Origin of the sequence: Microcoleus sp. F4-D5 (genome assembly GCF_036704885.1) — a bacterium.
GTDB lineage: Bacteria > Cyanobacteriota > Cyanobacteriia > Cyanobacteriales > Microcoleaceae > Microcoleus.
The window spans coordinates 1-26,795 of the sequence record NZ_JAUBSX010000047.1 but is presented as its reverse complement, the minus strand read 5'-3'; the positions used below and the strand labels follow the sequence as shown (position 1 = coordinate 26,795).

The 26,795-nt window shown below is 45.4% G+C and carries 33 protein-coding genes; 13 read left to right on the top strand and 20 right to left on the bottom strand.

The features are described from left to right. Positions 1–216: 216 nt before the first annotated feature. The 13 genes from QUA80_RS20785 to QUA80_RS20725 all read right to left on the bottom strand — a co-directional run bounded on the left by QUA80_RS20785 (position 217) and on the right by QUA80_RS20725 (position 8,224). A complete protein-coding gene (locus QUA80_RS20785) occupies positions 217–1,752 on the bottom strand; it encodes an HlyD family efflux transporter periplasmic adaptor subunit (protein ID WP_333426985.1) in 1,536 nt (511 codons plus the stop codon). Between the two features lie 276 nt (positions 1,753–2,028). Further along, complete coding sequence (locus QUA80_RS20780; protein ID WP_333426984.1) at positions 2,029–2,595, bottom strand: hypothetical protein; 567 nt, start codon at positions 2,593–2,595, stop codon at positions 2,029–2,031. Positions 2,596–2,720: 125 nt separating this feature from the next. Beyond that, the gene (locus QUA80_RS20775) at positions 2,721–2,963 is read right to left on the bottom strand and encodes a hypothetical protein (RefSeq protein WP_333426983.1); all 243 of its coding nucleotides are present in this window, start codon (positions 2,961–2,963) and stop codon (positions 2,721–2,723) included. A 16-nt stretch (positions 2,964–2,979) separates the two neighbouring features. Beyond that, a complete protein-coding gene (locus tag QUA80_RS20770; RefSeq protein ID WP_333426982.1) occupies positions 2,980–3,225 on the bottom strand; it encodes a hypothetical protein in 246 nt (81 codons plus the stop codon). 55 nt (positions 3,226–3,280) lie between these two features. Further along, positions 3,281–3,478 carry a hypothetical protein gene (locus tag QUA80_RS20765; RefSeq protein ID WP_333426981.1) on the bottom strand — a complete coding sequence of 66 codons (198 nt, stop codon included), beginning with the start codon at positions 3,476–3,478 and terminating at the stop codon, positions 3,281–3,283. A gap of 27 nt (positions 3,479–3,505) precedes the next feature. Continuing rightward, on the bottom strand, positions 3,506–3,742 hold the full coding sequence (locus QUA80_RS20760; RefSeq protein WP_333426980.1) for a hypothetical protein: 237 nt from the start codon (positions 3,740–3,742) through the stop codon (positions 3,506–3,508). Positions 3,743–3,765: 23 nt separating this feature from the next. Then, positions 3,766–3,981, bottom strand: a complete 216-nt coding sequence (locus QUA80_RS20755) for a hypothetical protein (RefSeq protein WP_333426979.1) — start codon at positions 3,979–3,981, stop codon at positions 3,766–3,768. Between the two features lie 82 nt (positions 3,982–4,063). Then, the gene (locus QUA80_RS20750; protein WP_333426978.1) at positions 4,064–4,291 is read right to left on the bottom strand and encodes a hypothetical protein; all 228 of its coding nucleotides are present in this window, start codon (positions 4,289–4,291) and stop codon (positions 4,064–4,066) included. A gap of 246 nt (positions 4,292–4,537) precedes the next feature. Further along, positions 4,538–4,771, bottom strand: coding sequence for a hypothetical protein (locus QUA80_RS20745; RefSeq protein ID WP_333426977.1), 234 nt, complete (start codon positions 4,769–4,771; stop codon positions 4,538–4,540). Positions 4,772–4,918: 147 nt separating this feature from the next. Further along, positions 4,919–5,875, bottom strand: coding sequence for a calcium-binding protein (locus QUA80_RS20740; RefSeq protein ID WP_333426976.1), 957 nt, complete (start codon positions 5,873–5,875; stop codon positions 4,919–4,921). 220 nt (positions 5,876–6,095) lie between these two features. Then, a complete protein-coding gene (locus QUA80_RS20735; protein ID WP_333426975.1) occupies positions 6,096–6,281 on the bottom strand; it encodes a hypothetical protein in 186 nt (61 codons plus the stop codon). Between the two features lie 846 nt (positions 6,282–7,127). After that, positions 7,128–7,343 carry a hypothetical protein gene (locus tag QUA80_RS20730; protein WP_333426974.1) on the bottom strand — a complete coding sequence of 72 codons (216 nt, stop codon included), beginning with the start codon at positions 7,341–7,343 and terminating at the stop codon, positions 7,128–7,130. Between the two features lie 602 nt (positions 7,344–7,945). After that, positions 7,946–8,224: a helix-turn-helix transcriptional regulator gene (locus QUA80_RS20725; protein WP_333426973.1), complete on the bottom strand. Its 279-nt coding sequence runs from the start codon at positions 8,222–8,224 to the stop codon at positions 7,946–7,948. A gap of 104 nt (positions 8,225–8,328) precedes the next feature. On the opposite strand from QUA80_RS20725, the gene QUA80_RS20720 reads away from it, so the two are divergent. Then, positions 8,329–8,556: a hypothetical protein gene (locus QUA80_RS20720; protein WP_333426972.1), complete on the top strand. Its 228-nt coding sequence runs from the start codon at positions 8,329–8,331 to the stop codon at positions 8,554–8,556. A 336-nt stretch (positions 8,557–8,892) separates the two neighbouring features. Continuing rightward, complete coding sequence (locus QUA80_RS20715; protein WP_333426971.1) at positions 8,893–9,222, top strand: cysteine peptidase family C39 domain-containing protein; 330 nt, start codon at positions 8,893–8,895, stop codon at positions 9,220–9,222. Here the strand turns inward: QUA80_RS20715 and QUA80_RS20710 are convergent. Both QUA80_RS20710 and QUA80_RS20705 read right to left on the bottom strand, forming a co-directional pair. After that, a complete protein-coding gene (locus QUA80_RS20710) occupies positions 9,159–10,055 on the bottom strand; it encodes an AraC family transcriptional regulator (protein WP_333426970.1) in 897 nt (298 codons plus the stop codon). The genes QUA80_RS20715 and QUA80_RS20710 overlap by 64 nt on opposite strands. A gap of 16 nt (positions 10,056–10,071) precedes the next feature. Beyond that, positions 10,072–10,971, bottom strand: coding sequence for an AraC family transcriptional regulator (locus QUA80_RS20705; protein ID WP_333426969.1), 900 nt, complete (start codon positions 10,969–10,971; stop codon positions 10,072–10,074). Positions 10,972–11,306: 335 nt separating this feature from the next. Here QUA80_RS20705 and QUA80_RS20700 point away from each other — a divergent pair, with 335 nt between their 5' ends. Beyond that, complete coding sequence (locus tag QUA80_RS20700) at positions 11,307–13,451, top strand: peptidase domain-containing ABC transporter (RefSeq protein ID WP_333426968.1); 2,145 nt, start codon at positions 11,307–11,309, stop codon at positions 13,449–13,451. A gap of 135 nt (positions 13,452–13,586) precedes the next feature. Here QUA80_RS20700 and QUA80_RS20695 read toward each other — a convergent pair whose 3' ends face one another. Beyond that, positions 13,587–14,405 (bottom strand): hypothetical protein, encoded by an 819-nt coding sequence (locus QUA80_RS20695; protein WP_333426967.1) that lies wholly within the window; start codon positions 14,403–14,405, stop codon positions 13,587–13,589. A 336-nt stretch (positions 14,406–14,741) separates the two neighbouring features. Between QUA80_RS20695 and QUA80_RS20690 the strand changes: the two genes are divergently transcribed. Then, on the top strand, positions 14,742–16,064 hold the full coding sequence (locus QUA80_RS20690) for a 3-isopropylmalate dehydratase large subunit (protein ID WP_333426966.1): 1,323 nt from the start codon (positions 14,742–14,744) through the stop codon (positions 16,062–16,064). Between the two features lie 219 nt (positions 16,065–16,283). Here QUA80_RS20690 and QUA80_RS20685 read toward each other — a convergent pair whose 3' ends face one another. Together QUA80_RS20685 and QUA80_RS20680 are read right to left on the bottom strand one after the other, a co-directional pair. Next, on the bottom strand, positions 16,284–16,682 hold the full coding sequence (locus tag QUA80_RS20685; protein WP_333426965.1) for a transcriptional regulator: 399 nt from the start codon (positions 16,680–16,682) through the stop codon (positions 16,284–16,286). Beyond that, positions 16,666–16,965: a type II toxin-antitoxin system HigB family toxin gene (locus QUA80_RS20680; protein WP_333367349.1), complete on the bottom strand. Its 300-nt coding sequence runs from the start codon at positions 16,963–16,965 to the stop codon at positions 16,666–16,668. Before QUA80_RS20680 ends, QUA80_RS20685 begins: the two co-directional genes overlap by 17 nt. A gap of 438 nt (positions 16,966–17,403) precedes the next feature. Between QUA80_RS20680 and QUA80_RS20675 the strand changes: the two genes are divergently transcribed. The 3 genes from QUA80_RS20675 to QUA80_RS20665 all read left to right on the top strand — a co-directional run bounded on the left by QUA80_RS20675 (position 17,404) and on the right by QUA80_RS20665 (position 19,828). Further along, on the top strand, positions 17,404–18,165 hold the full coding sequence (locus tag QUA80_RS20675) for an HIRAN domain-containing protein (protein WP_333426964.1): 762 nt from the start codon (positions 17,404–17,406) through the stop codon (positions 18,163–18,165). A 335-nt stretch (positions 18,166–18,500) separates the two neighbouring features. Beyond that, a complete protein-coding gene (gene aqpZ / locus QUA80_RS20670) occupies positions 18,501–19,199 on the top strand; it encodes an aquaporin Z (protein ID WP_333426963.1) in 699 nt (232 codons plus the stop codon). A 140-nt stretch (positions 19,200–19,339) separates the two neighbouring features. Beyond that, positions 19,340–19,828 carry a gluconokinase gene (locus tag QUA80_RS20665; protein WP_333426962.1) on the top strand — a complete coding sequence of 163 codons (489 nt, stop codon included), beginning with the start codon at positions 19,340–19,342 and terminating at the stop codon, positions 19,826–19,828. Positions 19,829–20,153: 325 nt separating this feature from the next. Here QUA80_RS20665 and QUA80_RS20660 read toward each other — a convergent pair whose 3' ends face one another. Both QUA80_RS20660 and QUA80_RS20655 read right to left on the bottom strand, forming a co-directional pair. Beyond that, on the bottom strand, positions 20,154–21,131 hold the full coding sequence (locus tag QUA80_RS20660; protein WP_333426961.1) for a carbohydrate kinase: 978 nt from the start codon (positions 21,129–21,131) through the stop codon (positions 20,154–20,156). Positions 21,132–21,343: 212 nt separating this feature from the next. Continuing rightward, on the bottom strand, positions 21,344–21,514 hold the full coding sequence (locus QUA80_RS20655) for a hypothetical protein (protein WP_333426960.1): 171 nt from the start codon (positions 21,512–21,514) through the stop codon (positions 21,344–21,346). 61 nt (positions 21,515–21,575) lie between these two features. On the opposite strand from QUA80_RS20655, the gene QUA80_RS20650 reads away from it, so the two are divergent. The 6 genes from QUA80_RS20650 to QUA80_RS20625 all read left to right on the top strand — a co-directional run bounded on the left by QUA80_RS20650 (position 21,576) and on the right by QUA80_RS20625 (position 26,594). Next, on the top strand, positions 21,576–21,851 hold the full coding sequence (locus tag QUA80_RS20650) for a photosynthetic electron transport-dependent transcriptional regulator PedR (RefSeq protein ID WP_293251134.1): 276 nt from the start codon (positions 21,576–21,578) through the stop codon (positions 21,849–21,851). 34 nt (positions 21,852–21,885) lie between these two features. Beyond that, the gene (locus tag QUA80_RS20645; protein WP_333427006.1) at positions 21,886–22,167 is read left to right on the top strand and encodes a hypothetical protein; all 282 of its coding nucleotides are present in this window, start codon (positions 21,886–21,888) and stop codon (positions 22,165–22,167) included. Positions 22,168–22,311: 144 nt separating this feature from the next. Continuing rightward, a complete protein-coding gene (gene hisS / locus QUA80_RS20640; protein ID WP_333426959.1) occupies positions 22,312–23,589 on the top strand; it encodes a histidine--tRNA ligase in 1,278 nt (425 codons plus the stop codon). Between the two features lie 276 nt (positions 23,590–23,865). Continuing rightward, complete coding sequence (locus QUA80_RS20635) at positions 23,866–24,636, top strand: Uma2 family endonuclease (protein WP_333426958.1); 771 nt, start codon at positions 23,866–23,868, stop codon at positions 24,634–24,636. 96 nt (positions 24,637–24,732) lie between these two features. Continuing rightward, positions 24,733–25,833 (top strand): DNA cytosine methyltransferase, encoded by a 1,101-nt coding sequence (locus tag QUA80_RS20630; protein WP_333426957.1) that lies wholly within the window; start codon positions 24,733–24,735, stop codon positions 25,831–25,833. Between the two features lie 113 nt (positions 25,834–25,946). After that, positions 25,947–26,594, top strand: coding sequence for a hypothetical protein (locus QUA80_RS20625; protein WP_333426956.1), 648 nt, complete (start codon positions 25,947–25,949; stop codon positions 26,592–26,594). Positions 26,595–26,795: the final 201 nt, after the last annotated feature.

Here is a 26,795-nt window from a genome sequence, read left to right as displayed (position 1 = left end):
CTGCAACAGCAAGGGCAGCAATATTGCTAGGTTATGGCGCTGCTTCGGCAATGCCGATCGCGTTGATCCAGGTTGCGTTTCCATACCTGATTTGACTGTGAATCGGCAAACTTGAAGATAGGTAAAGATGCCGTGCGTACCAGTATAGCAACTCGCCCTCAGAAGGTCGGGGTGAATTACACGATAAAATATACTAATGGGTGGTGGTAAATTTGGTTAAACATCGGCGATCATCCTGGCTTTTCTGAGAATAAATGTAAGTACGGTTTCTTGTCGGGAAATAATGTCTGCTGTAACTTCCATTCCTGCTTGAATATGATACTGACAGCACTGTCGATCGGCAGATTGGCTAATAGCCCGATCGCCCTTGACTAAATAAGTCCTTTGGGGCCTAACAGTCACTTCATAGTAAGGCGGACTGTTATTTTCACCAGCAATGGCATCGGGTGCGATCGCGCTAACTTTCCCTTCTAGTACGCCGTAGTCGGGATAGGGATAGGCAGAAATCCGCAGGATAGATGTTTGACCGATCGCGATTTTACCAATATCGGGAGCCGCCACGCGAGCTTTGACGACAATCGCAGCATTAGCGGGAGCAATTTGAGCGATTGCCGCACCGAGTTGTGCAGTTTGTCCGGGATTTCGCAGATTCAGTTTGAGAATTGTGCCGTCTACGGGAGAACGAACGACACTTTTTGCAAGTTCGGTATCAATTTGTTTGAGCTCTTGGCGATCGCGATTGATTTGATTTTCGATGTCAGCGCGACTCTGAATCGAAACTAATCGTTCTTTTTTCAACGCTGCCAAAGCTGCTTCACCCTTGGCTTTTTCTTGAGCAATTTGCTGTTGGGCGATCGCAATCGGTGCGGCACTGGGATTCAGGGCAGCTTCAACAACTTTCAATTTAGCAGCGGACACTTCAACAGCTTGTTGTTGGCGTTCAACGGTTTTTCTTTGGCTTTCAACTGCTTTTTTTTGCGCTTCTACGGCGGCTTTTTGCCCTGCCACGGCTTGTTCTTGCTGCTGTGCGGCAAGTTTCGTCTCCTCCACTAAATCCAGCGAAATAGCGCCTGTTTTTTGGATTGACTGATAGCGATCGCGCTTAGAAACGGCTGCTTTTAAATTTGCCTCGGCAGCCTTTAAATTTGCTGCGGCTGTTTGCAAGGAAGCCTGTTCTTTTTGCAATTCCGGCAGCGATTTTTCCCATTCCGACTGGGCTAATTGTAAATTAGCTTTGGCCGCTTCAACTTCAGCCAGCGAGGTAATTTGCCGTTCTCCATATTCCCGCTGGCTGCGGCTTAAACCTGCTTGGGCAGAGGCAACTGCGCCTTCCATTGCCTGGGTTTCCGCTGCTAGGCGATCGTCTAAAGCGCTAATTTGAGCGGCAATTTGACGCAGTTGCAGTTGGTTTTGCTGGATATTTCCTTGCAGTTGGCTTTGTTTAGTTAAAAGTTGGGAAGAGTCGATGATGGCGATCGCATCTCCTTGTTTGACAGCCTGATTTTCTTTGACTTGAATGCTTTTAACCGTACCTGCTGTCGCCGCTTCTACAATCCGGATTTCTCCAGCAGGACGGACGGTAGCGGGAGCTCTGACGGTAACATTATATTTAGCAACAGCAGCAAGGGCGATCGCACCGCCAAAAGTTGCCAACAAAAAGAATCCGCCCGCCGTTATCCAGCGGCTGACGGGCGGCAAGAATTCATCCGGTTTCGCGGTGCGGAGAAAGTCAAAAGAAGAGTCAGTAGTCATTAGTCATCAGTCATCAGTCATTATTTTGTTATACAACACAAGGTCTTGTAGGGGCAGGTTCACCGACAATCTTGGCCTAAAACCCACAATCTCATAAACCTGCCCCCACCCAACGAACGATGTAAGGGATGAGAATTAAATAAAATCCACTTTTCATGACTGTTGTGGGATGGGCTCTTATAGCCCGTCCTTTCTGGGCGGGCTATAAGAGCCCATCCCACAAGAAAAAAGGGAAATTATTTAATTGACGATCCTAAGTCGTGTTTTTAATGCTACTTAACCTACTGGAGGAAGAACAAAGTCGATCCCGCCAAATGCCGGGTCTTGATTTATGTTATTCCGCCTCATAGTCACGACAAAAAAGTAGAGCCTAAACGACTCAAATTGGTGATTTGGATCGTCAACAAAGAAAGATGTATTGACTGTCGAGTTGCTAGAGTTAGAATTAGAACTCCACGCTGCATTAACTGGTATGGAAGCGTTAGCATTGCTATTGCGATAGAAAAGGTGCGTGGTGATTTCAACCGCATTTCCAGTGCCATCCGTATCCCGGTAGTAGACGCGATACCCTGTCAAATCGTTGTCGTTTGATGAATCGGATACTGTCAACCTATTGATTGGCAGCGGGCAGAAAAATCTTACTGTTCCCGTACTATTTCCATTGAAAATAAAAGCGCCGTTCACCATTCTGACACTTGCGTCCGCAGTGTCACTTTCCGGGCGACAAGCACTAGCAGGAATAGTTGTTGCTTGAACATCTTGGTCATTGGCTACAGCGGCACTAGGAAAGCTAAAAAGCGCCGCGATCGCTGTAATAAATATGAGACATTTTAATTGTATCATAATCACCTCGCACAGATATAGCCCTGAAAAATTGAACTTTTATCCTGTCTCGATATCTCAGCCAGGATTTACGTACAAACTCGATACGTAGGGTGCACTGTGTGCACCTTACGGCTGCTTTAAATTCAAGTCCACTGGTAACTAAAGCCAAACTTTTTAGTGGCGCGATCCCACCAAAATGTCCAAATTCCGCCCGAAGTTCTTACCCCCCAAAATGTTAGACGTGACGACGGACTCGTCTGACCTCCTTTAATCGACTCCTGTTCGCTTTCACTCATATCCAAACAGGTTTCTAGATTTTGCAATAGAAGGCTTTGAGAGTAAGAATTATCCTGTTTTATACGGTTACAAAAAACCTCGCTAGTCATTGCTTTTTGAACTCCTTTAAGAAGCAAAAGGATTGGGGAACAAGAGTACCAAGTTGAGGATAAAAGGAAACTGTGCTGCTAATCCTGTTTGGGTTGAGTTTTTGGAACTCATAGCCAGTTTGTTATTGGATTCAGTTATCGCAGGCCGAAAATCCCCAAATTTATCAACGCCGATAACTTGACCGCCTGCGATTAAATCGGCTTCCATATCTGAGATATCTTGAAGTGCGCGATCGCGCAGCCAAGGACTATTATTAAGCATTTTTCAAGCCTCCTTTTAGAGAGCGTGGGTTTACAAGTTAAGGACGAGCTTCAGTTCACCTGGATGCAAATAAAATAGGGTGATCCCAAGAACTAATATCGCAGGTTCCACCGCGACCCGGACCATCGCAGGGGAATTTTCCACCAGATATCGATTCCTGATTCTGTTCGTTTAATTCCACCACTAGCTGTTGTAATTGTTCGATATTCAAAACAGGTTTTGATGGATTGTTAATTGGCTGTTTGCGAAACATTTTTCAACTCCTTTGTGAAATCTTAGTTTAATTAAGGAAGAGGATTATACGGCTGATATAAGTAGACAGTGCTGCCAATCCCATGGATTTAAAGTTTTGAGACAGCATTCCCCATGTTTTCTTGGGTTCGGTACTCACATCTATTGGCCGAACATCCATCAATTCAGGAACGGTTGTAACTTGACCGCCTGCGATTAAGTTGGCTTCTGTATCTGAGATATCTTGAAGTGCGCGATCGCTCAGCCAAGCACTCTGATTAAGCATTTCCAAGCCTCCTGTTACAGTTACTAATGTTTTGCCTTGTTGACTTGACCAAGTAGAGAAGGGAGAACGATCGCGCCTACAGTCGCTAACCCAGCCGCGAACTCCACTTGGAGACGCTGTAATTCCCCACCCGATATCGATTCTTGCTCTTGTTCGTTTAAATCCATCACTAGCGGATGTATTTTTTTAACATCCAACACTGATTTTGATGAATTTTTAGTTTGGTGTTTGCGAAACATTTTTTTCCTCCCGGTTTTTAAACAGATAAATTATGGGAGATGCGATCGTACAAATAAGATAGTGGCATTCAAGGGCGATCGCTCAGAACATTAATGTTCCCCTAATCTTTCCTTCCGCTTCAACATTTGAGTTTTTAGACAGACTACTTCCTGGATAGAAAGTGCAAGAGGATGGAGCCTGTGAGGTGCTTGGTCGAGCGACATCGGAGAATCCAGCACTCCCAGCTAAGCAACCCTCAATTTCCCCACCAGAAAGCTTTTCAGCTTGTTCGTCATTGAATTCTTGCCACAGTTGTCGAATTTCCATCATCAAAACCTCCATTTTGCTTCAAACTTAACGATCGGTTTTGTGTCTGGCTTAAACAATGTCAGATGTCGCTCTTGAATGTCTTGCACATTTTTGCTGTTTTTGCACGTTCTTGCTACGAATCGAGCGATCGCCCTTTCTTCAACCAGACTTACGCAAAAAACCGGGTTTCTGAGAAAAATTGTGCCTTACTAGCGAGAGATATTGACAGAGAGACCGGGTTTTTGACTCCGCGTGGGTAAGTCCTGTTCAAATCATTAAGGTAGGAATACTGCGAATTCCGTACTGACTGGCTATACTGGCCGTGCCAGTTACTTGTTCTACATCTCTTGCGGTCAATCGACGGCGAAGTATATCCTCACCAGTGTGACCTCCTGACAGCAATTCCTCATTTTCTTCGCCTAACTCAACAACAAGCGCTTGCCAGGAGACAAAATCGAAGGCAGACAGCACTGAATTATCTGTTTTGTGTTTTTGAAGCATTTTTCAACTCCTTGGATTGTTGTAAAAATATGAGGGGGCGGGTTTACCAGATGGTTGATGTTCGACATATATGGTGGGTAAAAAACCCGTCCCTACTCCGTGTTTTCTCTCGTCGGAGATCCACACGCTCACCTTGGTATGAAAGGGTTAGAATTGGTAGAAAACAAAATAAGGCTGAGACAGATCGAGATTTGTTGCGTTTTGAACGACTGCAATCAGATCGCCCTGGTAATAAATGCCGGTATTATTAGGACCGCTCGCATTAAGAGAGTAGCTGTCTCTATTACCGTAGAGACGAATTCTGTCTTCACTAATGTTGAAGTCAGTGATAATAGCGTTACCAACCCCCAAATAATGCGGCCAACTATTTACAAATAACGCATCTCCCAAAACAAAGTTATCTGCGCCAGCACCTCCCGTTAATCTGTCGAATTGGTTGGTATTTATATCGTTTGCACCGCCATCAGCACCGCGAATCCAGTCATTACCGTCTCCACCAATCAATGTATCTGTGCCAAAACCACCAGATAAATTGTCATCACCAATTCCACCGTTGATAATGTCATTATTCTCGTTACCCTGCAGGTTGTCATCACCCGCTTCTCCTACTAGGCTGTCGTTGGCATTTTCTCCGCGTAAAAAGTCGTTACCATCCCCACCATTAAGAGTATCAGCGTCATTTCCACCCCTTAATTGGTCTGCACCATCTCCTCCCGTTAAAAAGTCGTTACCATCCTGCGAATTCAAGAAGTCGTTTCCCAATCCACCATTTAAAGTGTCATTTCCAGACCCTCCACTCATGGTGTCGTTGCCGGAGTCGCCAGACATTGAATCATTGCCATCACCGCCATACAATTGATCGTTACCAGAACCGCCAAACAATTCGTCATTACCATCATCACCTTCCAAAGTATCATTGCCAGAACCACCAAACAATTCGTCATTGCCACCCCGTCCATTTAAATCATCATTGCCGCCGTAACCATAGATGGTATCGTCGGGTGGTCTGAGGACATACTGATCGTTTTCAATAGACCAGAAAGGGATGTCATGACCGACAAGATTTTCGCTTGCTGCGGTTCCGTATATCACATTGCTAGCCATAGTCTCTTGCTCCTTGATGTAATTAAAAGGTTTTGTAGCCCAAAATCCTGCAAGCCTAATATCTAGAAATACTTTTTATTAACGAACATGAATTAAAATTTTTGTGTCGGGAACATTCGTTTTTAGCGTGCTAATATTTGTCAAGCTTTTGTGTAGGTGGGCAATGCCCACCATCCAAGCTGCGACCTTCACGTAGTTAGCTTGCTAAGTAGTATGCTTGCTAAAATCTGAAGATAGTAAATTTCAACCCTACTTCACATTTGCCAGGTACTTGGCATGAACCCCATCCCTTCACTCTTTCCCCGCCGCCTATTTGAGCAGCTACCTCATCACCGATTTCTTTCCATAAAGCTTGATTGGGATCGTTTGGTATGGTTGGCGATTTCTTAGGCTGCATTGCTTTCATCAGATTTACTCCTGTACGTTAATTCATCGTGTTTTTGAAGTGAAAGTAGGGTGCGTCGCGAAGACTGTTCTCGCTGCTTGGAGAAATTCCACAGCGACGCACCTTACCGCGAAAGAAAAAATGCGGATTCAGCTCTCCGATAATTGTGGTGGTAACGCAAGCTGATAATCTTTCTGCATCAACGTTTTGGGCCTTGACACTTCAGAAAAATTCGTTCAGCCGCTATTTTTCCCGCCAAACATCCGGGATAGCCGTAAAAGAGCATCACCCTAATCAACACCGGTTTGTCTGTGTCTACAAGTCGTACCACCGTCTAGTCTGCGGCGGCACCACCCCCACCCAAATTGTGGATCGTACTGCCTCCAAATCAAAGGATTTCCATGTCCTCCTACATGGGATGAAGACTCATCTAAGGACAAATCATTCCAAAGATCGTGAGATTTAGAGAACTTAATGTGATTTGAAGATTGAACTTGAGATTTGAACAAATTCAGCATGATTACTTAACCTCATTTTCGGAATTTAAGACTGTATTCATGATTTTTTACTCGACATAAAAAAAACCATGGCGTTTACCAGGGGTTCGAGGTTATAACTTTTCTGGTAAACTTAATAGTGGCAGGAAATTAGCCAGATATCTTGCACGATATTGCTGTTTTTGCACGTTCTTGCTACGAGTTTAGATTCCCGAATTATTATAGATGTTGGGAATCTTGCCTTCACAAATCGTTGAGAACTGCCTTTTTAACTCCTGCATCTGCTTGGCTCATGGCTGATAGAAGGAACAGCCACTACATGAGCGATCGCTATTAGGCAAATTTGGGAGAGTTGTCAAAGAGCATAACCCTAAGGAATACCGGGTTCTCTGTATCTACAAGACACATCACCGTCTAGTCTGCGTCGGCACCACCCGAATTCTGGATCTCTCCAAATCAAAGGATTTCCATGTCCTCCTACATGAGATGAAGACTCATCTAAGGACAAATCATTCCAAAGATCGTGAGATTTAGAGAATTTAATTTGATTTGAAGATTGAACTTGAGATTTGAACAAATTCAGCATGATTACTTAACCTCCTTGTAGGAATTTATCAAGCAGATCGGAATTACAAAATCACAAAAAATACGTCGGAGGATACCTCGGAGGATGGCGTTCGGGTGACATCACCGAAACGAATACTCCAGGCCAGGCATCCCTCTACCTTTGCACCGCCAGAAATGGTTTCTGAGGTTTATTCATCCAGTTCATGCCAAAGGGTTGTTTCCATGTTTGTTTGGGTTGTTTCCATATCTACATTTCTCCCTTTAATCGCTGGCATTCTGATTACCGCTTATAGGAATGATTCTGAATGAACGAACCATTTCCGAAATGACTAACACCGAGGTTGACCAGAAGTTGGAGGTAACATATCGTTGGGGCCCCAACAACCTGGAACAGCCGTTGGACCTGTATAAGGTCTAGAGTTTTGACCGCCACAAATTCTTTCTTGCTCGCGATCGCTCAGTTCGCATTGCACAAGTAGTGACGATTGAAAAGATTGTAACTTCTTATTTAAGGGCTTGCGAAACATCTCATGGCTCCTTTGCTAGTTACTTAGTAGTTTGTATAGTCGCACGCACTGGCAGAAGAATCTTGCACGATATTGCTGTTTTTGCACGTTCTTGCTATGACTTGAGCAAAGTCTTGGGAGTCACTCCTGTCAAGCGTTTGAAGTGACGAGTGAGATGGCTTTGATGAGTAAATCCGCAGGCGATCGCAATTTCATACAGACTCATATTTCCCTGCAACAGCAATTGTTTTGCCCGTTCAACTCGCTGTTGAATTACGTATTGGTGCGGACTGATACCAACAGATTGTTTGAAAGCGCGGGAAAAGTAGTAGGGACTGAGTTGGGCGATACCCGCCAGTTCTTTTTTAAGTGCGACTCCTAAAACTTTGCTCAAGCTGTAGCAAGATTGTGCAAAAATAGCAATATCATGCAAGATGTCTGTCTAATTTCCTGCCAATATTAAGTCAGATGGATCTATTTCAAACAGGAAGAACTAAGATGTCAAATATCTCTATCACAACTCTACCTGCTTCTCCAAATCAGAACAATGAAGCGGTAATGCTTACTGAACTAGTAGTAGACTTGGATGATGACCAATGCGCCCAAATCAAAGGTGGAAGCGACGCTTTTGAGACATGTTTATACAACGAAAGTAAATGGTTAGGAAGTTGGGGCGCAGTGCCCTTCTGCGGTTATGGCTGGGCGATTGCTAAAGTTGTGCAGTAAATGGTTAGGAAGTTGGGGCGCAGTGTACTTCTGCACTTTGGGCTGGGCGATTGCTAAACTTGTGCAAGCGCAAGTTGCTGGTTACAACTGACCGATCGCTTGAGCCACAGCCAGGGTCAAGACGGCTCGGTTGGGCGGAAGTTGCCCCACGAAGGGGGCAACTTGTGTCTGAAACTATTGTCAGGCAAATTTTGTGGGTTCGCCAGTCTTACATGAGTGCACAATTTTGAAACCCAGTGGCTATAGTTCAAGCATGGCAATGGTTTCAGCCAATGCAAATTGTACTCTGGCGGGCAACTTCCGACTCAACGATAGGACTTGCATGGCGAACTTTCGATGAAATATCCGATCGTTCTCCAGCACAGCGAAGAAGACTGCGGTGCCGCCTGTCTCGCCACCGTTGCTAAATCCTATGGACGAACATTTGCCATTCCACACATTCGGGAAGCGATCGGAACCAGGCAGCTAGGGACAACGCTTTTGGGGCTACGTCGGGCGGCAGAAGCGTTAGGATTTAATGCCCGTTCGGTCCAAGCCACTTCTGAGTTGATCGATCGCCTCAATGAAGCCCCATTACCCGCCATTATCCACTGGAGAGGCTATCACTGGAACGTTTTAGGCGTTACCCCTGTCAAGCGTTTGAAGTGGCGGTTGAGATGGCTTTGATGAGTAAATCCGCAGGCGATCGCAATTTCAGCTAAACTCATCTTTCCCTGCAACAACAATTGTTTTGCCCGTTCAACCCGCTGTTGAATGACGTATTGGTACGGACTGAAACCAGTTGATTGTTTGAACAGGCGACAAAAGTGATAGGAACTCATGTCAATATGGTTAGCTATTGCTTCAAGTGATATATTTTCTGACAAATTTTCTTGGATATAGTCGATCGCATTCCTTAGTTTATGTTGAGGCAGTCCTCCAACATAATCTCGGATTTTGTAGATTCGAGTGGAGTAATTTTTTAGCAGGTGAACGGCTAAGAACGTTGCGGCAGACTCGACATAAATATCGCTACTCGATCCATTTGTTTCAAGTTCTGCCTTCAGTGATAACCCAATCTGATAAATCAGCGGATCTTGAACTGCAAAATGAGGAATTAACTCCACACAATCTGTTTTTAGTAATGCGATTTTTTGCCGAGTCAATAATTCTGATTTCAAGTTAAGATAGATAATCTGATTGCGTCTATCCCAACGGTAAGCTTGGCGATAGTAGCTCGGACAAATACAGCTTGTACCAGGAGGAATAAATCCCTCTTGCACAGTTTCTTCTAAGGATCGTTTTAAGTGAAAACCTTGCCCTATATTAATTCCAATTGCATACCGATCGATGCTATATTCAGCCATCTCTGCGGCTGGCAAGTCAAAAGATGCCAGATCGATATCGCTCCATCCCGAGCTATTGCTAATGAGAAGGGGCGATCTCTCAGAAATATCGAGGAATCGATTATCTTCAGTTGAATAAACCTCTGGTACTTCTGGTACTTCCTGCTGCGACATGATTCACCTCTGCGTCTTATTGCTGGGATTTGAGCAAAGTTTTGGGAGTCACTCCGGTTAAGCGTTTGAAGTGGCGAGTGAGATGGCTTTGATGAGTAAATCCGCAGGCGATCGCAATTTCAGACAGACTCATCTTTCCCTGCAACAGCAATTGTTTTGCCCGTTCAACCCGCTGTTGAATCACGTATTGGTGCGGACTGATACCAACAGATTGTTTGAAAGCGCGGGAGAAGTGGTAGGGACTGAGTTGGGCGATACCCGCCAGTTCATCTACACTGAATTGCCGTTCTAAATAATCGTTGATATAGTTTTTTACCCACCTCAATTTGTGCGGACACATTGCGAATTTGCCGTCGAGTTTACGATGCCCTTGCGTCGAATAATGCCGCAATAAATGTACGGCAAGGGCATTGGCCATTGTCTCTGCATAAAGGCGGCTGCCCCCGCCATCTGATTGCGCTTCTGCCTTGAGTGCCAGTCCAATTTGCTGGATTAACGGATCTTGAAAGCCCATCGGACACAATAACTCAACTTGCTCGGTATTGAATAATTCCAGCGCGCTGCGAACTAAGAATTCGTGTTCTAGATTGAGAGAGAGTAAATTCATTTCACTATGCCAGCGAAGTTCGTGAGATAGATTGAACGGACAAAGACCGATCGCACCTGGCAATACTTGCGATGTTTCCCACTTTCGCTCAATCTTTCGTTCCATGTGGAAACTCTGTCCGAGGTTGATGGCGATCATGTGAGAACCGATCGCATATTCCGAGGTTTCAAACGGTGGCTGGCGGTGATATTCTAAACTGATACCAGTCCAAATTGCGCGATCGCTCCCAAGAATTGGCAACTGAGGAAATATCTCGGAAAAATGCTGTGCTTGACTTGCACCGGCAGCGGGAAATTTACTGTTAGCCACGATTTCATATCCTGTGTCAAAAACTTATTTTATAAGAGAACTCCTGAGAGCCAAACCCAACGATCGCCGATCGAGCGATCGGGACTTACGCATCGGTAGTCAGAAACCGGGTTTTTTACTTAAACTTTTGGCTGCAACAAAAGATTTTCGTAAAAACCCATTTTCTTTGGTCTGATACGTAACTCCCAACAATTTTAAAGCGTTTCTCAACCAGCAAATCTCTCTATCTTCTCTCACTCCGCGTCCTCTGCGTCCTCTGCGGTTTGTTAAAAAAAGTAAAGAAAACCGCTCAACTTTCTATCAATACTTACCCTCTAATAAAAAGTTAATTAGTGATGAAATATCCGATCGTTCTCCAACACAGCGAAGAAGACTGCGGTGCCGCGTGTCTCGCCACCGTTGCCAAATCCTGCGGGCGCACGTTGGCCATGAACCGCGTCCGCGAAGCCGTCGGCACCGGACAATTGGGAACAACGCTGCTGGGATTGCGCCGCGGGGCAGAAGCTTTGGGATTTAACGCCCGTTCCGTCAAAGCCACGCCCGAATTAATCGATCGCCTCAACGAAGCCCCGCTGCCCGCGATCATTCACTGGAAAGGCGTTCACTGGGTTGTCCTCTACGGCCGCCGGGGCAAAAAGTATGTAGTTGCCGATCCCGGTGCAGGCCTGCGCTACCTTACCCGCGAGGCACTCACAGAGTCTTGGAACAATGGAGTGATGCTGCTGCTAGTGCCGGACGAAAACCGTTTTTACGCACTGCCAAATGACCGAATCGGGGGATTTGGGCGCTTTTTGCAGCGCGTCTGGCACTACCGCGGCTTAGTTGCCGAAGTTTTGCCGCTGAACATGGCGATCGGCCTACTTTCTCTGGCATTCCCGCTGCTGATTCAGGTACTCACCGATGACGTATTGGTGCGGAGAGACACGGAACTGCTAATTACGATCGCGATCGCCACCGCCGCCACAATCCTCTTCAGCAGCCTGCTAAGCCTAGTTCAGGCGAATCTAGTGGCTCACTTAGCTCAGCGTTTGGAACTAGGACTCGCACTCGAATTCGGCCGCCAAATCCTGCGGCTTCCCCTCAGCTACTACGAATCGCACCGCAGCGGCGAAATTGTCAGCCGCCTGCGGGACATCCGGGAAATCAATCTGCTAGTCTCCCAGGTAGTAACCAGCCTGCCTAGCGAATTCTTCATCGCCCTAGTATCCCTGGGATTTATGCTGGTCTATAGCTGGAAACTGACTGTCGCTGCCGTCGCCGTCTCGTTCCTCACAACTCTGTCAGCCCTAATCTTCCTGCCCGCCCTGCAACAGAAAACCCGCGACGTTTTGGTCACAGACACCGAAAACCAAGGCATCCTAGTCGAGACTTTCAAGGGAGCCCTGACTTTAAAAACCAACAATGCCGCGCCTCAAGCTTGGGAAGAACTGCAAAGTCGCTTCGGTCATCTGGCAAATGTCACCTTCAGCTTGTTACAAATCAGCATCCTCAACAGCGTCTTCTCTACTCTGGCCTCCGGCGTCGGTTCCCTTGCCGTCCTCTGTTTTGGCAGCATTCTGGTGATTCGCCAAGAACTTACCGTCGGTCAACTGCTGGCATTCAACGGCATGAACCGCAACTTCACCGCCCTAATTGGCACCGCCATCAACTTGACGGACGAGTTCGCCCGCGCTCAAACTGCTACGCAGCGTCTCGGCGACATCATCGACACCGCGCCAGAAATGGGGGAGAACGCCCCGCGCGATCGTGCCGACATTCCCGCTGATGCCGATATTACTTGCAAAAACCTCAACTTCCACCACATCGGCCGCGTGGATTTGCTGAAAGACTTTTCGCTGACGATTCCCGGCGGCAAGGTGACAGCTTTGATTGGCAAATCCGGCTGCGGCAAAAGTACGCTGGCAAAACTGCTTGCCGGTTTGTATGCGCTGCAATCCGGCAATATCCGCTTCGGACAGTACAATCAATCCGATTTGTCCCTAGAATGCCTGCGCGAACAAGTGGTGCTCGTGCCACAGGAAGCTCACTTTTGGAGCCGATCGATTGTTGAGAATTTCCGCTTTTGTTACCCTAGCGCGACTTTAGAACAAATAGTAAAAGCTTGCCAAATTGCCGGTGCCGACGATTTTGTCAGCGGACTTCCCGACACGTATCAGACTGTTTTGGGCGAGTTTGGCGCGAATCTTTCTGGCGGACAAAGGCAAAGATTGGCGATCGCCCGCGCCCTTGTTACCGACCCGCCTGTCTTGATTTTAGATGAATCTACAGGAGCCCTCGATCCGGCAACAGAAACTGAAGTGCTCGATCGACTGCTGGCTTATCGTCAGGGCAAAACGACCATTTTAATCAGCCACCGTCCCCGAGTCATTCAGCGCGCCGATTTGATTGTACTGCTCGATCGGGGCGAACTCAAACTAACAGGAACTCCCCAAGAGTTGAGCCAAATTCCGGGGGAACATTTAGATTTTTTGCATCCATAAACTATCTCAAATTCGGTAAATTGCACCTGATAAATGTAGGGACACAGCAGTGCTGTGTCCCTACTAACCGTGAGGAATTCTCGGCGCGGATTTGGTATAAGAGACATATTGAAATGTGACAATTACGCAAGTCATTTAACATCGCCTCTTAATTTTGACTGCCAACAACCCCAATCCTGCAAAGATCGTGGCAGCAACATTGCTAGGTTCTGGCACAGCTTCGGCAATACTGAGCGAATTGATGCCCAAAGCGCGATCGCCCTCAGAACTGCTATAAACAAGCCGCGAGATGTTAGCAACATCGCTGCGAACTCCGAGAAATTGCGCTGAATTATCCAGCGCTAATGAGGAGGTTCCTTGTGTGGAAAAACTGCCTAACAAATTATTATCACTGTCAAATGCCGATATCAATGCAGTGAATAAAAAAGTATCATCTACCGCTATTTGCGTTCCTGCGGCCGCCACGGGGCGATCGAAGGTAATCGTCAGCGGGCCAGGGTTTCCTACTGCTGGCTGCGGGCCTGGTATTAAGCCTGTAAACAAAATGAAATCGCCGCTGGCAAAGTTGGTGGGAATGCCGGGTGAAGGCAAGGTTTGAAAAAGTAAAGGAGGCGTCACTCCAGGAGTTGCTGCGAGGGGAATATTGACATTAACTCCGAGTCCTTGTTCCGAGGTGACTGAGAAGGAATTGGGCAATACTTTAAACGGCGGCGAGACTGGCCCTAAAATCGACCAATCAAGGCGATCGCTTCCTCCTAATGCAGCGCGATCGCTCACGAATGTCAGATTAGCAGCTTGAACCGGCGGTGCTAACAAAATTAGCAGAGTGCCGATCGCAGTTCCCGCAGCGGATCTTTTTAGCGATCGGGTTTTTTTGGCGATCGGTACAAATTCCGGCAGGCGATCGCTTTGTATTAGCTGCACTTTGAAATGTTGAACTTTTTCGCAAATCATAGTAATTTCTCCTTGCGACCTGTACGCAAAATATTACAGAATTTTTGTTCGGCAAAAACTGAATATTGAAATTAGGTCGATGTCTAATATACTTTACATCCTGATAATTAAGTCTAATTATTTAACAACACATAACATTACGCATAATTTCGTAAGGTGGGGATTTCCAGCCCTACAATTGGTATTCCATGCAATTGAAAACTGCTATAAAACTTGAGGGTTCTCTAAAGTTGGAAGTACATCCAAGACATTTTCATACCTTAGTATCTTCGGCAACAGGGAATGTTTCGATTACAATACACTATGTAGCATCTAATAAAAAAGAGCGATCGCACTATGGGAATGACCCTGACCGAAAAAATCTTAGCTAAAGCATCAGGCCGCACTAAAGTAGAGCCCGGAGAAAATATTTGGGTAGAAACAGACGTGTTGATGACCCACGATGTCTGCGGACCCGGCACCATCGGCGTTTTCAAACGCGAATTCGGTGAGAATGCTAAAGTCTGGAACCCTGACAAAATCGTCCTCATTCCCGACCACTACATTTTCACCAACGACGAACGCGCTAACCGCAACGTCGATATTCTCCGCGATTTTGCCAAAGAACAAGGGATAAAATACTTTTACGACATCACGGATCGATCGGACTTCAAAGCAAATCCCGACTACAAAGGAGTTTGCCACATCGCGCTAGCACAAGAAGGCCACACCCGGCCGGGCGAAGTGCTCTTCGGCACAGATTCCCACACCTGCAATGCCGGGGCTTTCGGACAATTTGCCACCGGTATCGGCAATACAGACGCGGCTTTTATCATGGGAACCGGCAAACTGTTAATCAAAGTTCCCGCAACCATGCGCTTTGTGTTCAACGGCGAACTGCCGGATTATTTGTTAGCAAAAGACCTGATTTTGCAGATTATTGGTGATATTAGCGTGGCCGGTGCTAACTACCGGACGATGGAATTTGCGGGCGATACAGTTGAGCGTTTGACGATGGAAGAACGGATGACGCTGTGCAATATGGTGATTGAAGCTGGCGGTAAAAACGGCACGGTTGCGCCGGACAAAACTACGTTTGATTACGTTACTTCGCGGACTGACAAACCCTTCGATTCATTTTACAGCGATGGGGATGCTAAATTTTACAGCGATCGCACCTACGATGTCAGCAAATTAGAACCAGTCGTCGCCAAACCGCACTCTCCCGACAACCGCGACTTAGCCCGCAATTGCCGCGATGTCAAGATCGATCGAGTTTACATCGGTTCCTGCACCGGCGGCAAAACCTCCGACTTCCTGAATGCCGCCCGCATTCTGAAAGGAAACCAAGTCAAAGTTCCGACTTATTTAGTACCGGCAACTCAGAAAGTTTACGAAGATTTGTTTGTCACAAAATACGAAGGTCAAACGCTTTCAGAAATCTTCTTAGCTGCCGGCTGCATCGAACCCGCAGCGCCTTCTTGCGCCGCTTGTTTGGGCGGGCCGAAAGACACTTTCGGGCGGATGAACGAAGCAGAAATTTGCGTGTCTACAACTAACCGGAATTTCCCCGGCCGCATGGGGAACAAAGAAGCGCAAGTTTATCTAGCTTCGCCTTATACGGCGGCGGCTTCTGCCCTGACTGGGTATGTCACCGATCCGCGCGAATTCCTGTGTTAGATAGTTGCTTTTTACCAGTTGTAGGGTGCGTCAGACTTTCACTCTAGAATTTATCGAGGGTTTAGGATATGACGCACCTTATATTATGTTCGATCGATTAGTCTAGATCTGGGCGGGGGCGGGTTTATTGTATTGTCGATTCTAGGCGATTATTGTCGCCCAAGCCGCCCCTACAAGACATGGATGGAATTAAATCGTAACCGATCGATTCATTTTAAATTAAATGAACAAGCTAGGTGAGATTTGAAAATAATCGCCGAGTGCCTTAGCTTGTGCTTTGCTAATGGATCGCTTGCCGTTAACAACTTCAGATACTACGCCGCTAGATCCGATGATACCTACCAAGTCTGCTTGGCGGGTGCCGCTGGATTCCATGATATGTTGTAAAATCTCATGAGGTTCGGATTTATCTATCGGATAGTTTTCTGTCTCGTAAACTTCTATCAAAGTGACTAACAACTTGTATAAAACTTTCTCCTCTGGAGTGAGGTTTTTAGCAAATGTTAGCCTTTCTGCAACTGCCAGGAGGCGATCGTATTCTTCCTCAGTTTCGATCGCCTTTGGAGCAATTTCTGCGAGCAAGTTGCTGTAAGTCGTTTGGTCAAAAGTAAGGGTCATTTTTCCATTTTTCTTTGTCGTATTCAGAGTGGGTTAGGAAATATTTGTAAAAAACAGTTTGGTTCTCATAGTTAATCCCAACAATCAGGCGATAGTCGTTGCCTTTGATATTAAAGACGGTAAAGTTTCCTACTGCTTCGGCATCCCGATAAATTTTGCGAACATCCTCCAAATTCTGCCATTCCGCTTTGTTGACAGTTTCTTTCCAAATCTCAATTTGGTTTTTGACATCCGGGTACTTAGCAGCATCATTACGGAGGTTGCGGAGCGAAATTAGGTGCATTTGTTTTGAGTTTTTTGGTGGTTTTGTACTGCATCTCTTTCCCTACCCTAACGTCGCTTATTCCATCACTTTATACAGGAATTACTCACAGATTTTATCTGTAGATGGCTGTCCACCAAAACTCTACAAGTGATGTAAAAGTTCGGTTATGCAGCGTAATACCAAATCCGGGTTAGGCATCCCCTTTATTGTCATTGTGCGCTGTGCAAAGCAATAGCACAGACGCAAGCGATTGCTTCGCACAGCAACAATGACGGAATATTTATAACAGGGGTAGTAAACTCGGATTTGGTATAAGTCCTGTTTGTATACTTATACTCTCATTTTGAGAGTAAGATGTCAAGGGTCGATCGGGTAAACATTTTTTAAGCCGCGTAGGTGAGTTGTGTTTGTGCAGTACACACGGAACCCCCTACTTGAATTGACAGGAGATTTGCTTTGAAAGCACTATTTTTGGCTTGGCAAGACCCAAGCGGCGGTTGTTGGTTTCCGATTGGTCGATTGACATTTAACGGTAAAGAATACCAGTTCAATTATACAAATGGTGTTCTAGAAGCTAAAGATAAGTGCGGGTTTGAACCCTTGCCATCTTTCCCTGATTTCAATAATGTTTACACTTCACAGAAACTGTTTCCCTTGTTTTCCAATCGAGTGATGCCGCGATCGCGCCCTGACTACCCTGAATTTGTACAGTGGTTGAATATCCCTCAACACGAAGATGACCCAATTGCTTTATTGGCCCGCAGCGGAGGGAAACGGGTAACTGATAATTTTGAGGTATTCCCCTGTCCCGAACCGGATGAAAATGGACGTTACCGCATCCATTTTTTTGCACGTGGACTGCGACACCTTCGCAAGCCGGCAATTGAACGGATTAATCGGCTTCAAGTGGGCGAACTTTTGTATTTAGCCCGCGAATTTCAAAATCCGCACGATTCCTCTGCTTTGCTTCTGTGTACGAAAGATCGCGGGATTGTAGGCTATTGTCCGCGCTATCTTTGCGGGGATTTTTTTCAACTTATCTCGCAGCATCGAGAATTGGTGCGCGTAGAAGTCGATCGCCTCAATCAACCCCCAACGCCGCTACAGTTCCGCTTGCTGTGCAAGATGACCGCCGATTGGCGAGACTTTCGCCCCTTCCAAGGTTGGAGGTACCAGCCGTTTAGCAGTGATGTTTTAGCTGCGAGTGCGATCGGATAATCAGCAACAATAAGTAAAATTACGATCGCATAATTAGGGAATAAGTCAAGTTAATTATTGTGAATTGAATACAGAAGATTGCACAATTTATACAAATAATTAACTCTATGTTGACATTTTTTCTATAATAGAGTACGTTTGAGCTAATTTATCGATTCCAAATTCCGCCGTCTCAGTTTAAGCCCGTAAAATTCATGAAAGTTAGAGCTACACAGTGCTAATGAGTTCCATTAGTATTGTTCCTCTGCTTGAAACAAATTTGAGTTCTACTTTTTATAATTAGAATTCGTCTGGGTGCGAAATAGACCGAACATAAACTTCAAAGAATTGTGAGTATGAACAAGAAAATAAAGATTGGGGTTGCTGAAGCTTTTGGTACTTTTGTGTTGGTATTAGGTGGATGTGGCAGTGCGGTTTTAGCTGGAGACAAAATCGGCTTTTTGGGAGTTTCGATCGCCTTTGGTCTGTCTCTCTTGATCATGGTTTATACGATCGGCCCTATCTCGGGATGCCACATTAATCCGGCGGTAAGCATCGGTTTAGTAGTTGCCAAACTGATCGATGCTGTTTTGCTTCCTTATTATATAGGAGGTCAGATTGTAGGGGGAATTTTAGGCGGTCTTATTTTGTATATGATAGCATCAGGAAAACCGGGTTTTGATGCGGCGGCTTCGGGATTTGCGTCTAACGGTTTTGCAGAACATTCTCCCACTGGTTACGGACTTTTGGCAGCAGCTTTGACGGAAATTGTACTGACTGCTTTTCTGTTATTTACAATCATGGGTACTACCCATCCCAAATATCCCGTCGGTTTGGGCGGAATTCCGATCGGCTTGATGCTGGTGTTGATTCACTTAATCGGAATTCCCGTAACCAATACTTCAGTTAACCCAGCTAGAAGTATCGGTGTAGCAATTTTTCAAGGCGGATGGGCAATCCAACAGTTGTGGGCGTTTATTGTATTCCCAGTGGTTGGTGGAATTATCGGCGTTTTGGCTTATAACTTGATTAGACCCACTCTGGAAGAAATTTGATCGAGAATCAAACGAGAATCAAAAATAAACCGGGTTTATTGAATTTTTTAGGGTGGTATAATTCATCCTGCAACTTCAGAAACCCGGTTTGTCGATCGCACAACTCGATGAGATTGCAAGTATTTCGGTAAATAAGTGCCATGATTACGATCGTGATGGGAGTCTCCGGTTCTGGCAAAACTACTGTTGGCAAGTTGCTGGCGCAATCTCTAAATTGGCATTTCAGCGATGCCGATGATTTTCACCCATCAGCTAATATCGAGAAAATGAGTCGGGGTATTCCTTTAGAAGATGCGGATCGCCTTCCTTGGCTATTAGAATTGCAAGCGGCAATAGACAGGTGGCTGTTAGAAAATCAAAATGTCGTGTTGGCTTGTTCTGCTTTAAAAGCATCTTACCGCGAAATACTCTGCCGCGACAAACAGCGAATGAAGATAGTTTATCTAAAATGTTCTTTTCAGCTATTGGCAGCCCGGTTAACAAGTCGCGAAAATCACTACATGAAAGCAGACTTGTTGTTAAGCCAGTTAGACACTCTCGAAGAACCAGAAGATGCAATTATCATAGATGCTTCGCAACCGCTAGAGGTAATCTTGCGCCAAATTAGAAATAATCTGATCTGGCCTTAATTCCCCACAATAAAACCTCTAATACCAAATCTGGCTTCTATACCCCTTGAATTCTTAGTTTCTCTCAGCTAGGAGGATAGTTTGTATAGCAATCCTCGCATCATTTGTGAATTTCTTACGGACTCCCAGCGGGTTCGGGGAGGGTTGGGGTGGGGTAAAAAATTTATGACTCCTGCAAGGATTTCTGTATAGTATGGATTTCAAACAGCCGGATCGAGGTTTTTTAAGGCGGATTTAGTATAAGAGTTATTTTTTTTTCGGATTAACCGGGCTTGTGAACCACATTTAGCGCCCTCTCCGTTTCCAGACTGATAGGTTCGGGGTGCTAATTTTTGTATAAATACAAGAAAGCTTCTACTTCAGCGGCGGTTGGTTGAGCTCTAATTGCCCCGGGTTTCATCGCTGTCATCGCACCTACCGCACTCGCATAAGTTACAATTTTTTGGGCTATTTTTGGATCGGCTAAATTCTTGATTCCATGCTTGCACAATTGGCGTACAAAACCAGCCAGAAATGCGTCGCCGGCACCTGTTGTATCTTCAACATCTACTGCAAAGGCGGGGATTTTTCCTTCATTTTCCGAGATACAATAGGCGCAACCTTTCTCGCCCGCAGTCACCAAAACGCCTTCTACAGAATCGAGGCGGTAGGTAATAGCTCCAGGGTCGGTAGTTGCAAACAACCATTCGGCTTCTTCCTCAGATAACTTAACAAAATCAACTTTTTTTAAGATTTTTCTAATGCGCGCTTTTGCTTCGTCTGGATTTGACCAAAACACTGGACGCCAATTGATGTCAAGTATAATTTTAACGTCGTACTGTTCTGCTAGTTCGATCGCTCGGGCGATCGCCTCTCGACTTTCAGGATAAGCTAATTCTAAAGTGCCTAGCACTAAAAATTCGGCATTTTCAAACAGCACCTCGGGTAGTTTTGCAGCGAGGAGACGGGTGTCGGCAAAATCCGCAGTATTGAATTCGCCAAAACCGGCAAAAGTTCGATCGCCGGCTTCATTCCGCAAGACATAAACTTGCCGCGTCGGCGCACTCGGATGCCGCTGCACTCCAGCGATATCAACCCCTACTTCTTGCAATACCTGCACTAGGGAATTCCCCAATTCATCCGCACCTACAGCACCGATAAATCCCGCCGCCGTACCCAATTTAACCAAAGCACAGGCAACATTAGCAGGAGCACCACCGGGATATGCCGTCCAAGATTCTACCTCTTCGAGAGATACTCCTGGTTTGTCTGCTAAACAATCAAATAAAAGTTCACCCAGACACAGAACGCGAGGATAAGTCATAGGAATTTGAGATTTGAGATTTTAGACCAGCAGTAGACAGGTCAATAATGATTTTTAACCCATCCCAGAAAAATTGCAAGCTATTTTTTAATGGCTGCTCCTATAATATCAGACCTACTGATACTGGCAGTTACTCCCTTAAGACTGAAGTATAGTGCGGGCATATCAGTTAGTTGTTTAACGCCCAAACATCTGCAGGTTGGGCCCGGATGTCAGATAGGGGCAGGTAAAGGCAGCATCCGGCACCCGACGCACAAGCAGTGCAAGTGGGTGGCTGCGCGTCTTGCTGTTTCGGGGCTGGGTTTGCACTCCAGGCGATTCTGCAAGCGAGTTTGTGCTTTGCGCCCGAAAAAGTAGCACAGCAAATTTAATTTTGTCTTCATAACTCGATCCCTCATCCTTTAGAATTGTAGATAGGTAAATATGCAGACATAGGAAAAATTTATGAGTGGGAGTGTCTCTGGGACCCCTGTCACACTGTCGGACAGAGAATTGCAAGTGGTAGAGTTAGTAGCGGCGGGATTGACTAATGAGAAAATCGCGGAAAAGTTAGAGATTAGCAAGCGTACAGTTGACAACCACATTAGCAATATCTTGAACAAGACGCGCGCTGACAATCGAGTTACGCTTGTACGCTGGGCGTTGCAGTGGGGAAAGGTTTGTTTGGACAATATTAACTGCTGCCCTCTACCGGGGCCGATCGATAAAGAAGTATCTTAAGTAGGGGTTATGGTTGGGGACAGGCAAAGAAATGATGCAAACGGCACAAGAAAAACAATTGGGCTATCAAATTCAATGCAGCGGATTGCCGCTGGCGGTGTATCGCGAAGTGGCGGCCCATTTGCGTCAAGTTGAAGGGGTGCAAATCGGTTTAATTCCGCAGCAATCGCAGCGCTTTGATTACAGCGACAGCCAAGTTGGGGGTTTGTGGATACAGTATCCTGAAGGGTTCGATTTGGTCGGCCGCGAGCGAGTAGATCGAATTTTGGCTTATTATGGCGAGCGTTACGGAGCTTGGGAATTATTAAGTCATTAGTTATTGGGAATTGGGAATAGTTAGCTGTTAACTGTTGACTGTTGACTGTTGACTGTTGACTGTTGACTAACAACTAATAACCGTTAACTAATAACTACTGACTAATGACTAATGACTGCTGACTAATGACTACTGACTAACAAAATGAATGCAATTAAAACTTTACCGGGAACGCGGGATATTTTGCCCGCTGAAATTCAATATTGGCAAAATGTCGAAGAAGTCGCTAGAACAATTTTGAAAAAAGCGGCTTATCGAGAAATTCGGACGCCAATTTTTGAACAAACATCTTTATTTGAACGCGGCATCGGCGAAGCTACCGATGTCGTGGGCAAAGAAATGTACACTTTTAAAGATAAGGGCGATCGATCGACTACTTTGCGCCCAGAAGGCACCGCCGGAGTAGTCCGAGCTTTTATTCAAAACAGTTTGTACGCGGCTGGTGACGTGCAGCGTCTGTGGTATGCTGGGCCGATGTTTCGCTACGAACACACGCAAGAAGGAAGACAGCGGCAGTTCAATCAAATTGGCGTGGAAGTCTTGGGGAGTGCGAATCCCCGTGCGGATGTCGAGGTAATTGCGATCGCCACCGACATCCTGCAAACCCTCGGTTTAAAAAATTTGCGCCTCGATATTAATTCTGTCGGAAATAAGCAAGACAGACAAAATTACCGGGAAGCTTTGATCGATTATTTTACACCGTACAAAGACAAATTAGACGCGGATTCTCAAGATCGCTTGACTCGCAATCCGCTGCGGATTTTGGACAGCAAAAATCAGCGCACTCAAGAAATTGTAGCTGGTGCGCCGAGTATTTTGGACTATTTGGGAGAGGAATCGCGATCGCACTTCGAGCAAGTGCAGCTTATGCTCACAAATTTAGGAATTAGCTATCAGTTAAATCCCAGATTAGTGCGCGGTTTAGATTACTATACCTACACCGCATTTGAAATTATCTCCGACGATTTGGGAGCGCAAGCAACAGTTTGCGGAGGCGGCCGTTACGACGGTTTAGTAAAAGAATTGGGCGGTCCAGATACGGCGGCCGTTGGTTGGGCAATGGGTATCGAAAGGTTGATTATCCTGCTGCAAAAGTTGCAACCTTTGCCCGCGCCCAAGTTGGATTTTTATTTGGTATCCAGGGGCGAAAAAGCAGAACAGCAATCGGTATTGTTAGCTCAAAAATTGCGAAGTGCCGGGTTTAGTGTAGAGATAGATTTGAGTGCTAGTCCTTTCAAGAAACAGTTTAAAAGAGCCGACAGAAGCGGTGCAGTTGGCTGTTTAGTTTTGGGAGATGCGGAAGCTGAAAACGAAACTGTACAATTGAAGTGGTTGGCGAGTGGTGAACAAAGTGCGATCGGGCAATCGGAACTACTAGCAATGACAAATGAGCTACAGCAGAAAATCATAGCTGCATATTAAGTCCGGCAGGGAATTCATTCCCTGCCTCAAAGCTAAAGTCCTCGCTATGATGACTAATTATTTTAACAGTCTTCTTCTCAGTCCTCATAGCGAGGACTTTAGCTAAAAGCCCCGTGGGTTTCAACCCCTGGCGGACTGTCTGCTTAAGTCGTTACTAATTGGCTCTGCCCGGTAACGCATATCCAGAGGCTCTGCCTCGCGATTAAGCCATTAACATTAATCCCAAAAACCAAGAGATATAATTGAAACATTAAAACATTTAACCTCTGATAAACTATGTCTGTAGCAACTAAAAACCCAGAAACAAAACTCACAATCACCTGGCCGCTACTACCAGAAGATTTCCAACTACCAGACGACCCCGTGGAAGACGAAAGCCAACCATTGTTAGCTGCCGCTTTGCGCCAGCCGCTAACAGGATTTCCTGAATTAATGCAGGATGCCTTAATTGTTTCCAACTTTGCCTTGTGTGCCGGCATAAGTTTCCCAGGTTCAATTAGCGACGAACAGCGTATTATCTGCAAAGCACCAGATTGGATGTACGTGAAACCCGTCAATCCAAAAAATGTCTCGCAAGTCCGCCGCAGTTACACCCCACACACAGAAGGAACCATCCCCCAAATCGTGATGGAATTTCTTTCAGAAACCTATGGAGAAGAATACTCGGTTGAATTTACCTCGCGGGTGGGAAAGTGGTATTTTTACGAGCAAGCAATCAAAGTCCCCAGATACGTCATATTTCGAGCCAAAACCGCTCGTTTAGAAGTTTACGCTTTAGAATCAGAGCACTACAACTTGCAAAAACCAGATGAACACGGACGTTATTGGATACCGGGATTAGACCTATTTTTGGGTATTTGGGAAGGAACCCACGAAGGAAGAACTGGCTGTTGGCTGAGGTGGTGGGATGCAGAAGGCGAGTTGTTGCTTTGGTCGGAAGAACGAGTAGAACAAGAACGTCAGCGGGGCGATCGCGAACGACTCCGCGCGGAAAAATTGGCCGAAAAACTGCGTCAAGCGGGGATCGAGTTAGATGAGGAAGAGTGAAATATCAATTGATGAGTCGAGTTCGATCGTGTTTTGGTATGATGACACTCTTGTGGTGCGGGCATCCAGCCCGCCCTTGGCTAACTTTACACTCCTATGTTAATCGAACGTCTCCAGCCGATCGCCTGGACAACAAAACCGCGACTCATATCCTTATTTTCTGGTTGTGGCGGTATGGACTTGCCATTCCACCAAGCCGGATTTGAGGTAGTTTGGGCGATCGACTCCAATAAATACGCCTGCAAAACATTCAGCAGAAACATCGCCGATGTCATCGTCAACAACAGCATAGAAAATATAGACATTGCACAAGTTCCCGAAGCAGAAATATGTATAGGAGGGTTCCCCTGTCAAGATTTCTCCCTAATTTGGAAACGTCCCGGACTTGAAGGAACCAGAGGTAATTTATATACATACTTTCTAGATTTTGTCAACAAGAAAAAGCCCAAAGCTTTTGTAGCAGAAAATGTAAAAGGTTTATTAAGCGCCAATAATTATCAAGCAATCAAACAAATAATTTCCGACTTTGAAAGTATAGCACCGGGCTATTTAGTTAAACCTAAACTTTACAACTTTGCCGATTACGGAGTTCCGCAATTTAGGCAAAGAGTGTTATTAGTTGGTATTCGGATGGATACAGGATTTAACTTTGTGCATCCTCAGCCAGAATACGGGCTAAATCGAGAATATCCCTATCGAACAGCGGGCGAAGCACTCAAAAATGTAGAAACAGTTATTGACAATAACAAACATCATAAAATTCATTCTCGCACCGTTGAAATTTTAAATCGAATTCAACCGGGAGGTAATTTTTCTGATATTCCCAAGGATAGTCCATACTATGTCAAAGGCATGATCAGTCACGTTTATCGCAGAATTCATCCAGATAAACCATCATCGACAATTATTGCGGGTGGAGGTGGCGGGACTTGGGGTTATCATTATTTAGAACCGCGTTCTTTGACAAATCGTGAAAGGGCAAGATTGCAAACATTTCCCGATGATTTTGTTTTTGAAGGTTCTACTACTGAAGTGCGGCGGCAGATTGGGAATGCAGTGCCACCGAAGGGAATCGCTGCTGTTGTTGAGGCTTTAATTCCGCTATTTAAGGGGGATTATCCGCAAGTTGATTTATATGAAATAAGTAAAAAATTGCAGGGTATGTCAATTCATAAACGATTAAAATGGGCTGAATAATAGGTGTCCGAGCAGAGTTTGCAGTTAATTTCAAATGTGCCGGTATATCTGAAGTTTAACATTAGCTGGCTCGGGATTTACGATTAAATTAAATACATAAGGAGGGAAAGTCAATGATAAAGTTTGCTCTAGGTCACTACACCGATTTTAAATTGCCCAGCAACTCAACTATTCCAGAGCAATTACAGGAAACACTTCAGACGGTTTGGGACAGAAAATATGACGATTTATACGAACGAGGTGGAAAGTGCAATGTAGAAGAAGCTTTTGTAGAAGTAATGACAGCCTTTGGAATGCCTAATGATCTAATATCCCATCAGCGATACGTCTATATGGCTTATGGAATAGCATTAGCAGCTAAACCGACTATTAAACATTACTTTCCTGAAGAACACAAAGCTGATATCGTTGAAGGAATTGTATCTTGTTGGCTGAAGGATAGTTGTGAAATCCCAGAAACTTGGGCAGATACCTTGTTTCCTAATATCAACCAAATTGGAAAATATCAAGCTACTGACGAAGCTTATAATATTTTCTACGGCTTGCTGCAAACACTCAACACCAAAACAGCCTACAATGCCATCTTAGATATTCTGTACAATGCCATTACTGGGGATGCTATTTCTGGTTTTGCTGCGGCTCAACGAGATATGTTTAATTGGTGGTTGATCGAGGTGGTTCCTGCTGCCTATTGTTTAAAGCTGCCATCTACTTTATATTCGGGAAAATGGGAATTTCCGCCGCTGAGTCAGTGCGCTTAAGTGATGACAAAAGTAATTGGAAAAGAGTGCGTGTTGCTCATTCTAGTTAACTTAAGGCACCGTGAAACCTTTGAGCGATTCCCTACGGGATAGCTTCGCTTCACCCACTTTTTCCTCCTCCTTCAACCCACATTCCGCACCCCCAACTGGCACATAGGCAGATGGAGGGGATAAAAGTGAATCATCCGAGATAATAAGTAA

Coding starts and splice junctions, on each gene's coding strand:
- QUA80_RS20755 (WP_333426979.1), bottom strand. CDS start 3,981: ATGTTTCGCAAACACCAAACTAAAAATTCATCAAAATCAGTGTTGGAT.
- hisS (WP_333426959.1), top strand. CDS start 22,312: ATGAATGCAATTAAAACTTTACCGGGAACGCGGGATATTTTGCCCGCT.
- QUA80_RS20655 (WP_333426960.1), bottom strand. CDS start 21,514: ATGAAGACAAAATTAAATTTGCTGTGCTACTTTTTCGGGCGCAAAGCA.
- QUA80_RS20750 (WP_333426978.1), bottom strand. CDS start 4,291: ATGATGGAAATTCGACAACTGTGGCAAGAATTCAATGACGAACAAGCT.
- QUA80_RS20740 (WP_333426976.1), bottom strand. CDS start 5,875: ATGGCTAGCAATGTGATATACGGAACCGCAGCAAGCGAAAATCTTGTC.
- QUA80_RS20780 (WP_333426984.1), bottom strand. CDS start 2,595: ATGATACAATTAAAATGTCTCATATTTATTACAGCGATCGCGGCGCTT.
- QUA80_RS20680 (WP_333367349.1), bottom strand. CDS start 16,965: ATGCACCTAATTTCGCTCCGCAACCTCCGTAATGATGCTGCTAAGTAC.
- QUA80_RS20710 (WP_333426970.1), bottom strand. CDS start 10,055: ATGTCGCAGCAGGAAGTACCAGAAGTACCAGAGGTTTATTCAACTGAA.
- QUA80_RS20690 (WP_333426966.1), top strand. CDS start 14,742: ATGGGAATGACCCTGACCGAAAAAATCTTAGCTAAAGCATCAGGCCGC.
- QUA80_RS20645 (WP_333427006.1), top strand. CDS start 21,886: ATGCAAACGGCACAAGAAAAACAATTGGGCTATCAAATTCAATGCAGC.
- QUA80_RS20720 (WP_333426972.1), top strand. CDS start 8,329: ATGTCAAATATCTCTATCACAACTCTACCTGCTTCTCCAAATCAGAAC.
- aqpZ (WP_333426963.1), top strand. CDS start 18,501: ATGAACAAGAAAATAAAGATTGGGGTTGCTGAAGCTTTTGGTACTTTT.
- QUA80_RS20665 (WP_333426962.1), top strand. CDS start 19,340: ATGATTACGATCGTGATGGGAGTCTCCGGTTCTGGCAAAACTACTGTT.
- QUA80_RS20650 (WP_293251134.1), top strand. CDS start 21,576: ATGAGTGGGAGTGTCTCTGGGACCCCTGTCACACTGTCGGACAGAGAA.
- QUA80_RS20760 (WP_333426980.1), bottom strand. CDS start 3,742: ATGCTTAATCAGAGTGCTTGGCTGAGCGATCGCGCACTTCAAGATATC.
- QUA80_RS20745 (WP_333426977.1), bottom strand. CDS start 4,771: ATGCTTCAAAAACACAAAACAGATAATTCAGTGCTGTCTGCCTTCGAT.
- QUA80_RS20635 (WP_333426958.1), top strand. CDS start 23,866: ATGTCTGTAGCAACTAAAAACCCAGAAACAAAACTCACAATCACCTGG.
- QUA80_RS20765 (WP_333426981.1), bottom strand. CDS start 3,478: ATGTTTCGCAAACAGCCAATTAACAATCCATCAAAACCTGTTTTGAAT.
- QUA80_RS20685 (WP_333426965.1), bottom strand. CDS start 16,682: ATGACCCTTACTTTTGACCAAACGACTTACAGCAACTTGCTCGCAGAA.
- QUA80_RS20625 (WP_333426956.1), top strand. CDS start 25,947: ATGATAAAGTTTGCTCTAGGTCACTACACCGATTTTAAATTGCCCAGC.
- QUA80_RS20735 (WP_333426975.1), bottom strand. CDS start 6,281: ATGAAAGCAATGCAGCCTAAGAAATCGCCAACCATACCAAACGATCCC.
- QUA80_RS20695 (WP_333426967.1), bottom strand. CDS start 14,405: ATGATTTGCGAAAAAGTTCAACATTTCAAAGTGCAGCTAATACAAAGC.
- QUA80_RS20700 (WP_333426968.1), top strand. CDS start 11,307: ATGAAATATCCGATCGTTCTCCAACACAGCGAAGAAGACTGCGGTGCC.
- QUA80_RS20630 (WP_333426957.1), top strand. CDS start 24,733: ATGTTAATCGAACGTCTCCAGCCGATCGCCTGGACAACAAAACCGCGA.
- QUA80_RS20770 (WP_333426982.1), bottom strand. CDS start 3,225: ATGCTTAATAATAGTCCTTGGCTGCGCGATCGCGCACTTCAAGATATC.
- QUA80_RS20660 (WP_333426961.1), bottom strand. CDS start 21,131: ATGACTTATCCTCGCGTTCTGTGTCTGGGTGAACTTTTATTTGATTGT.
- QUA80_RS20785 (WP_333426985.1), bottom strand. CDS start 1,752: ATGACTACTGACTCTTCTTTTGACTTTCTCCGCACCGCGAAACCGGAT.
- QUA80_RS20775 (WP_333426983.1), bottom strand. CDS start 2,963: ATGACTAGCGAGGTTTTTTGTAACCGTATAAAACAGGATAATTCTTAC.
- QUA80_RS20715 (WP_333426971.1), top strand. CDS start 8,893: ATGAAATATCCGATCGTTCTCCAGCACAGCGAAGAAGACTGCGGTGCC.
- QUA80_RS20730 (WP_333426974.1), bottom strand. CDS start 7,343: ATGCTGAATTTGTTCAAATCTCAAGTTCAATCTTCAAATCAAATTAAA.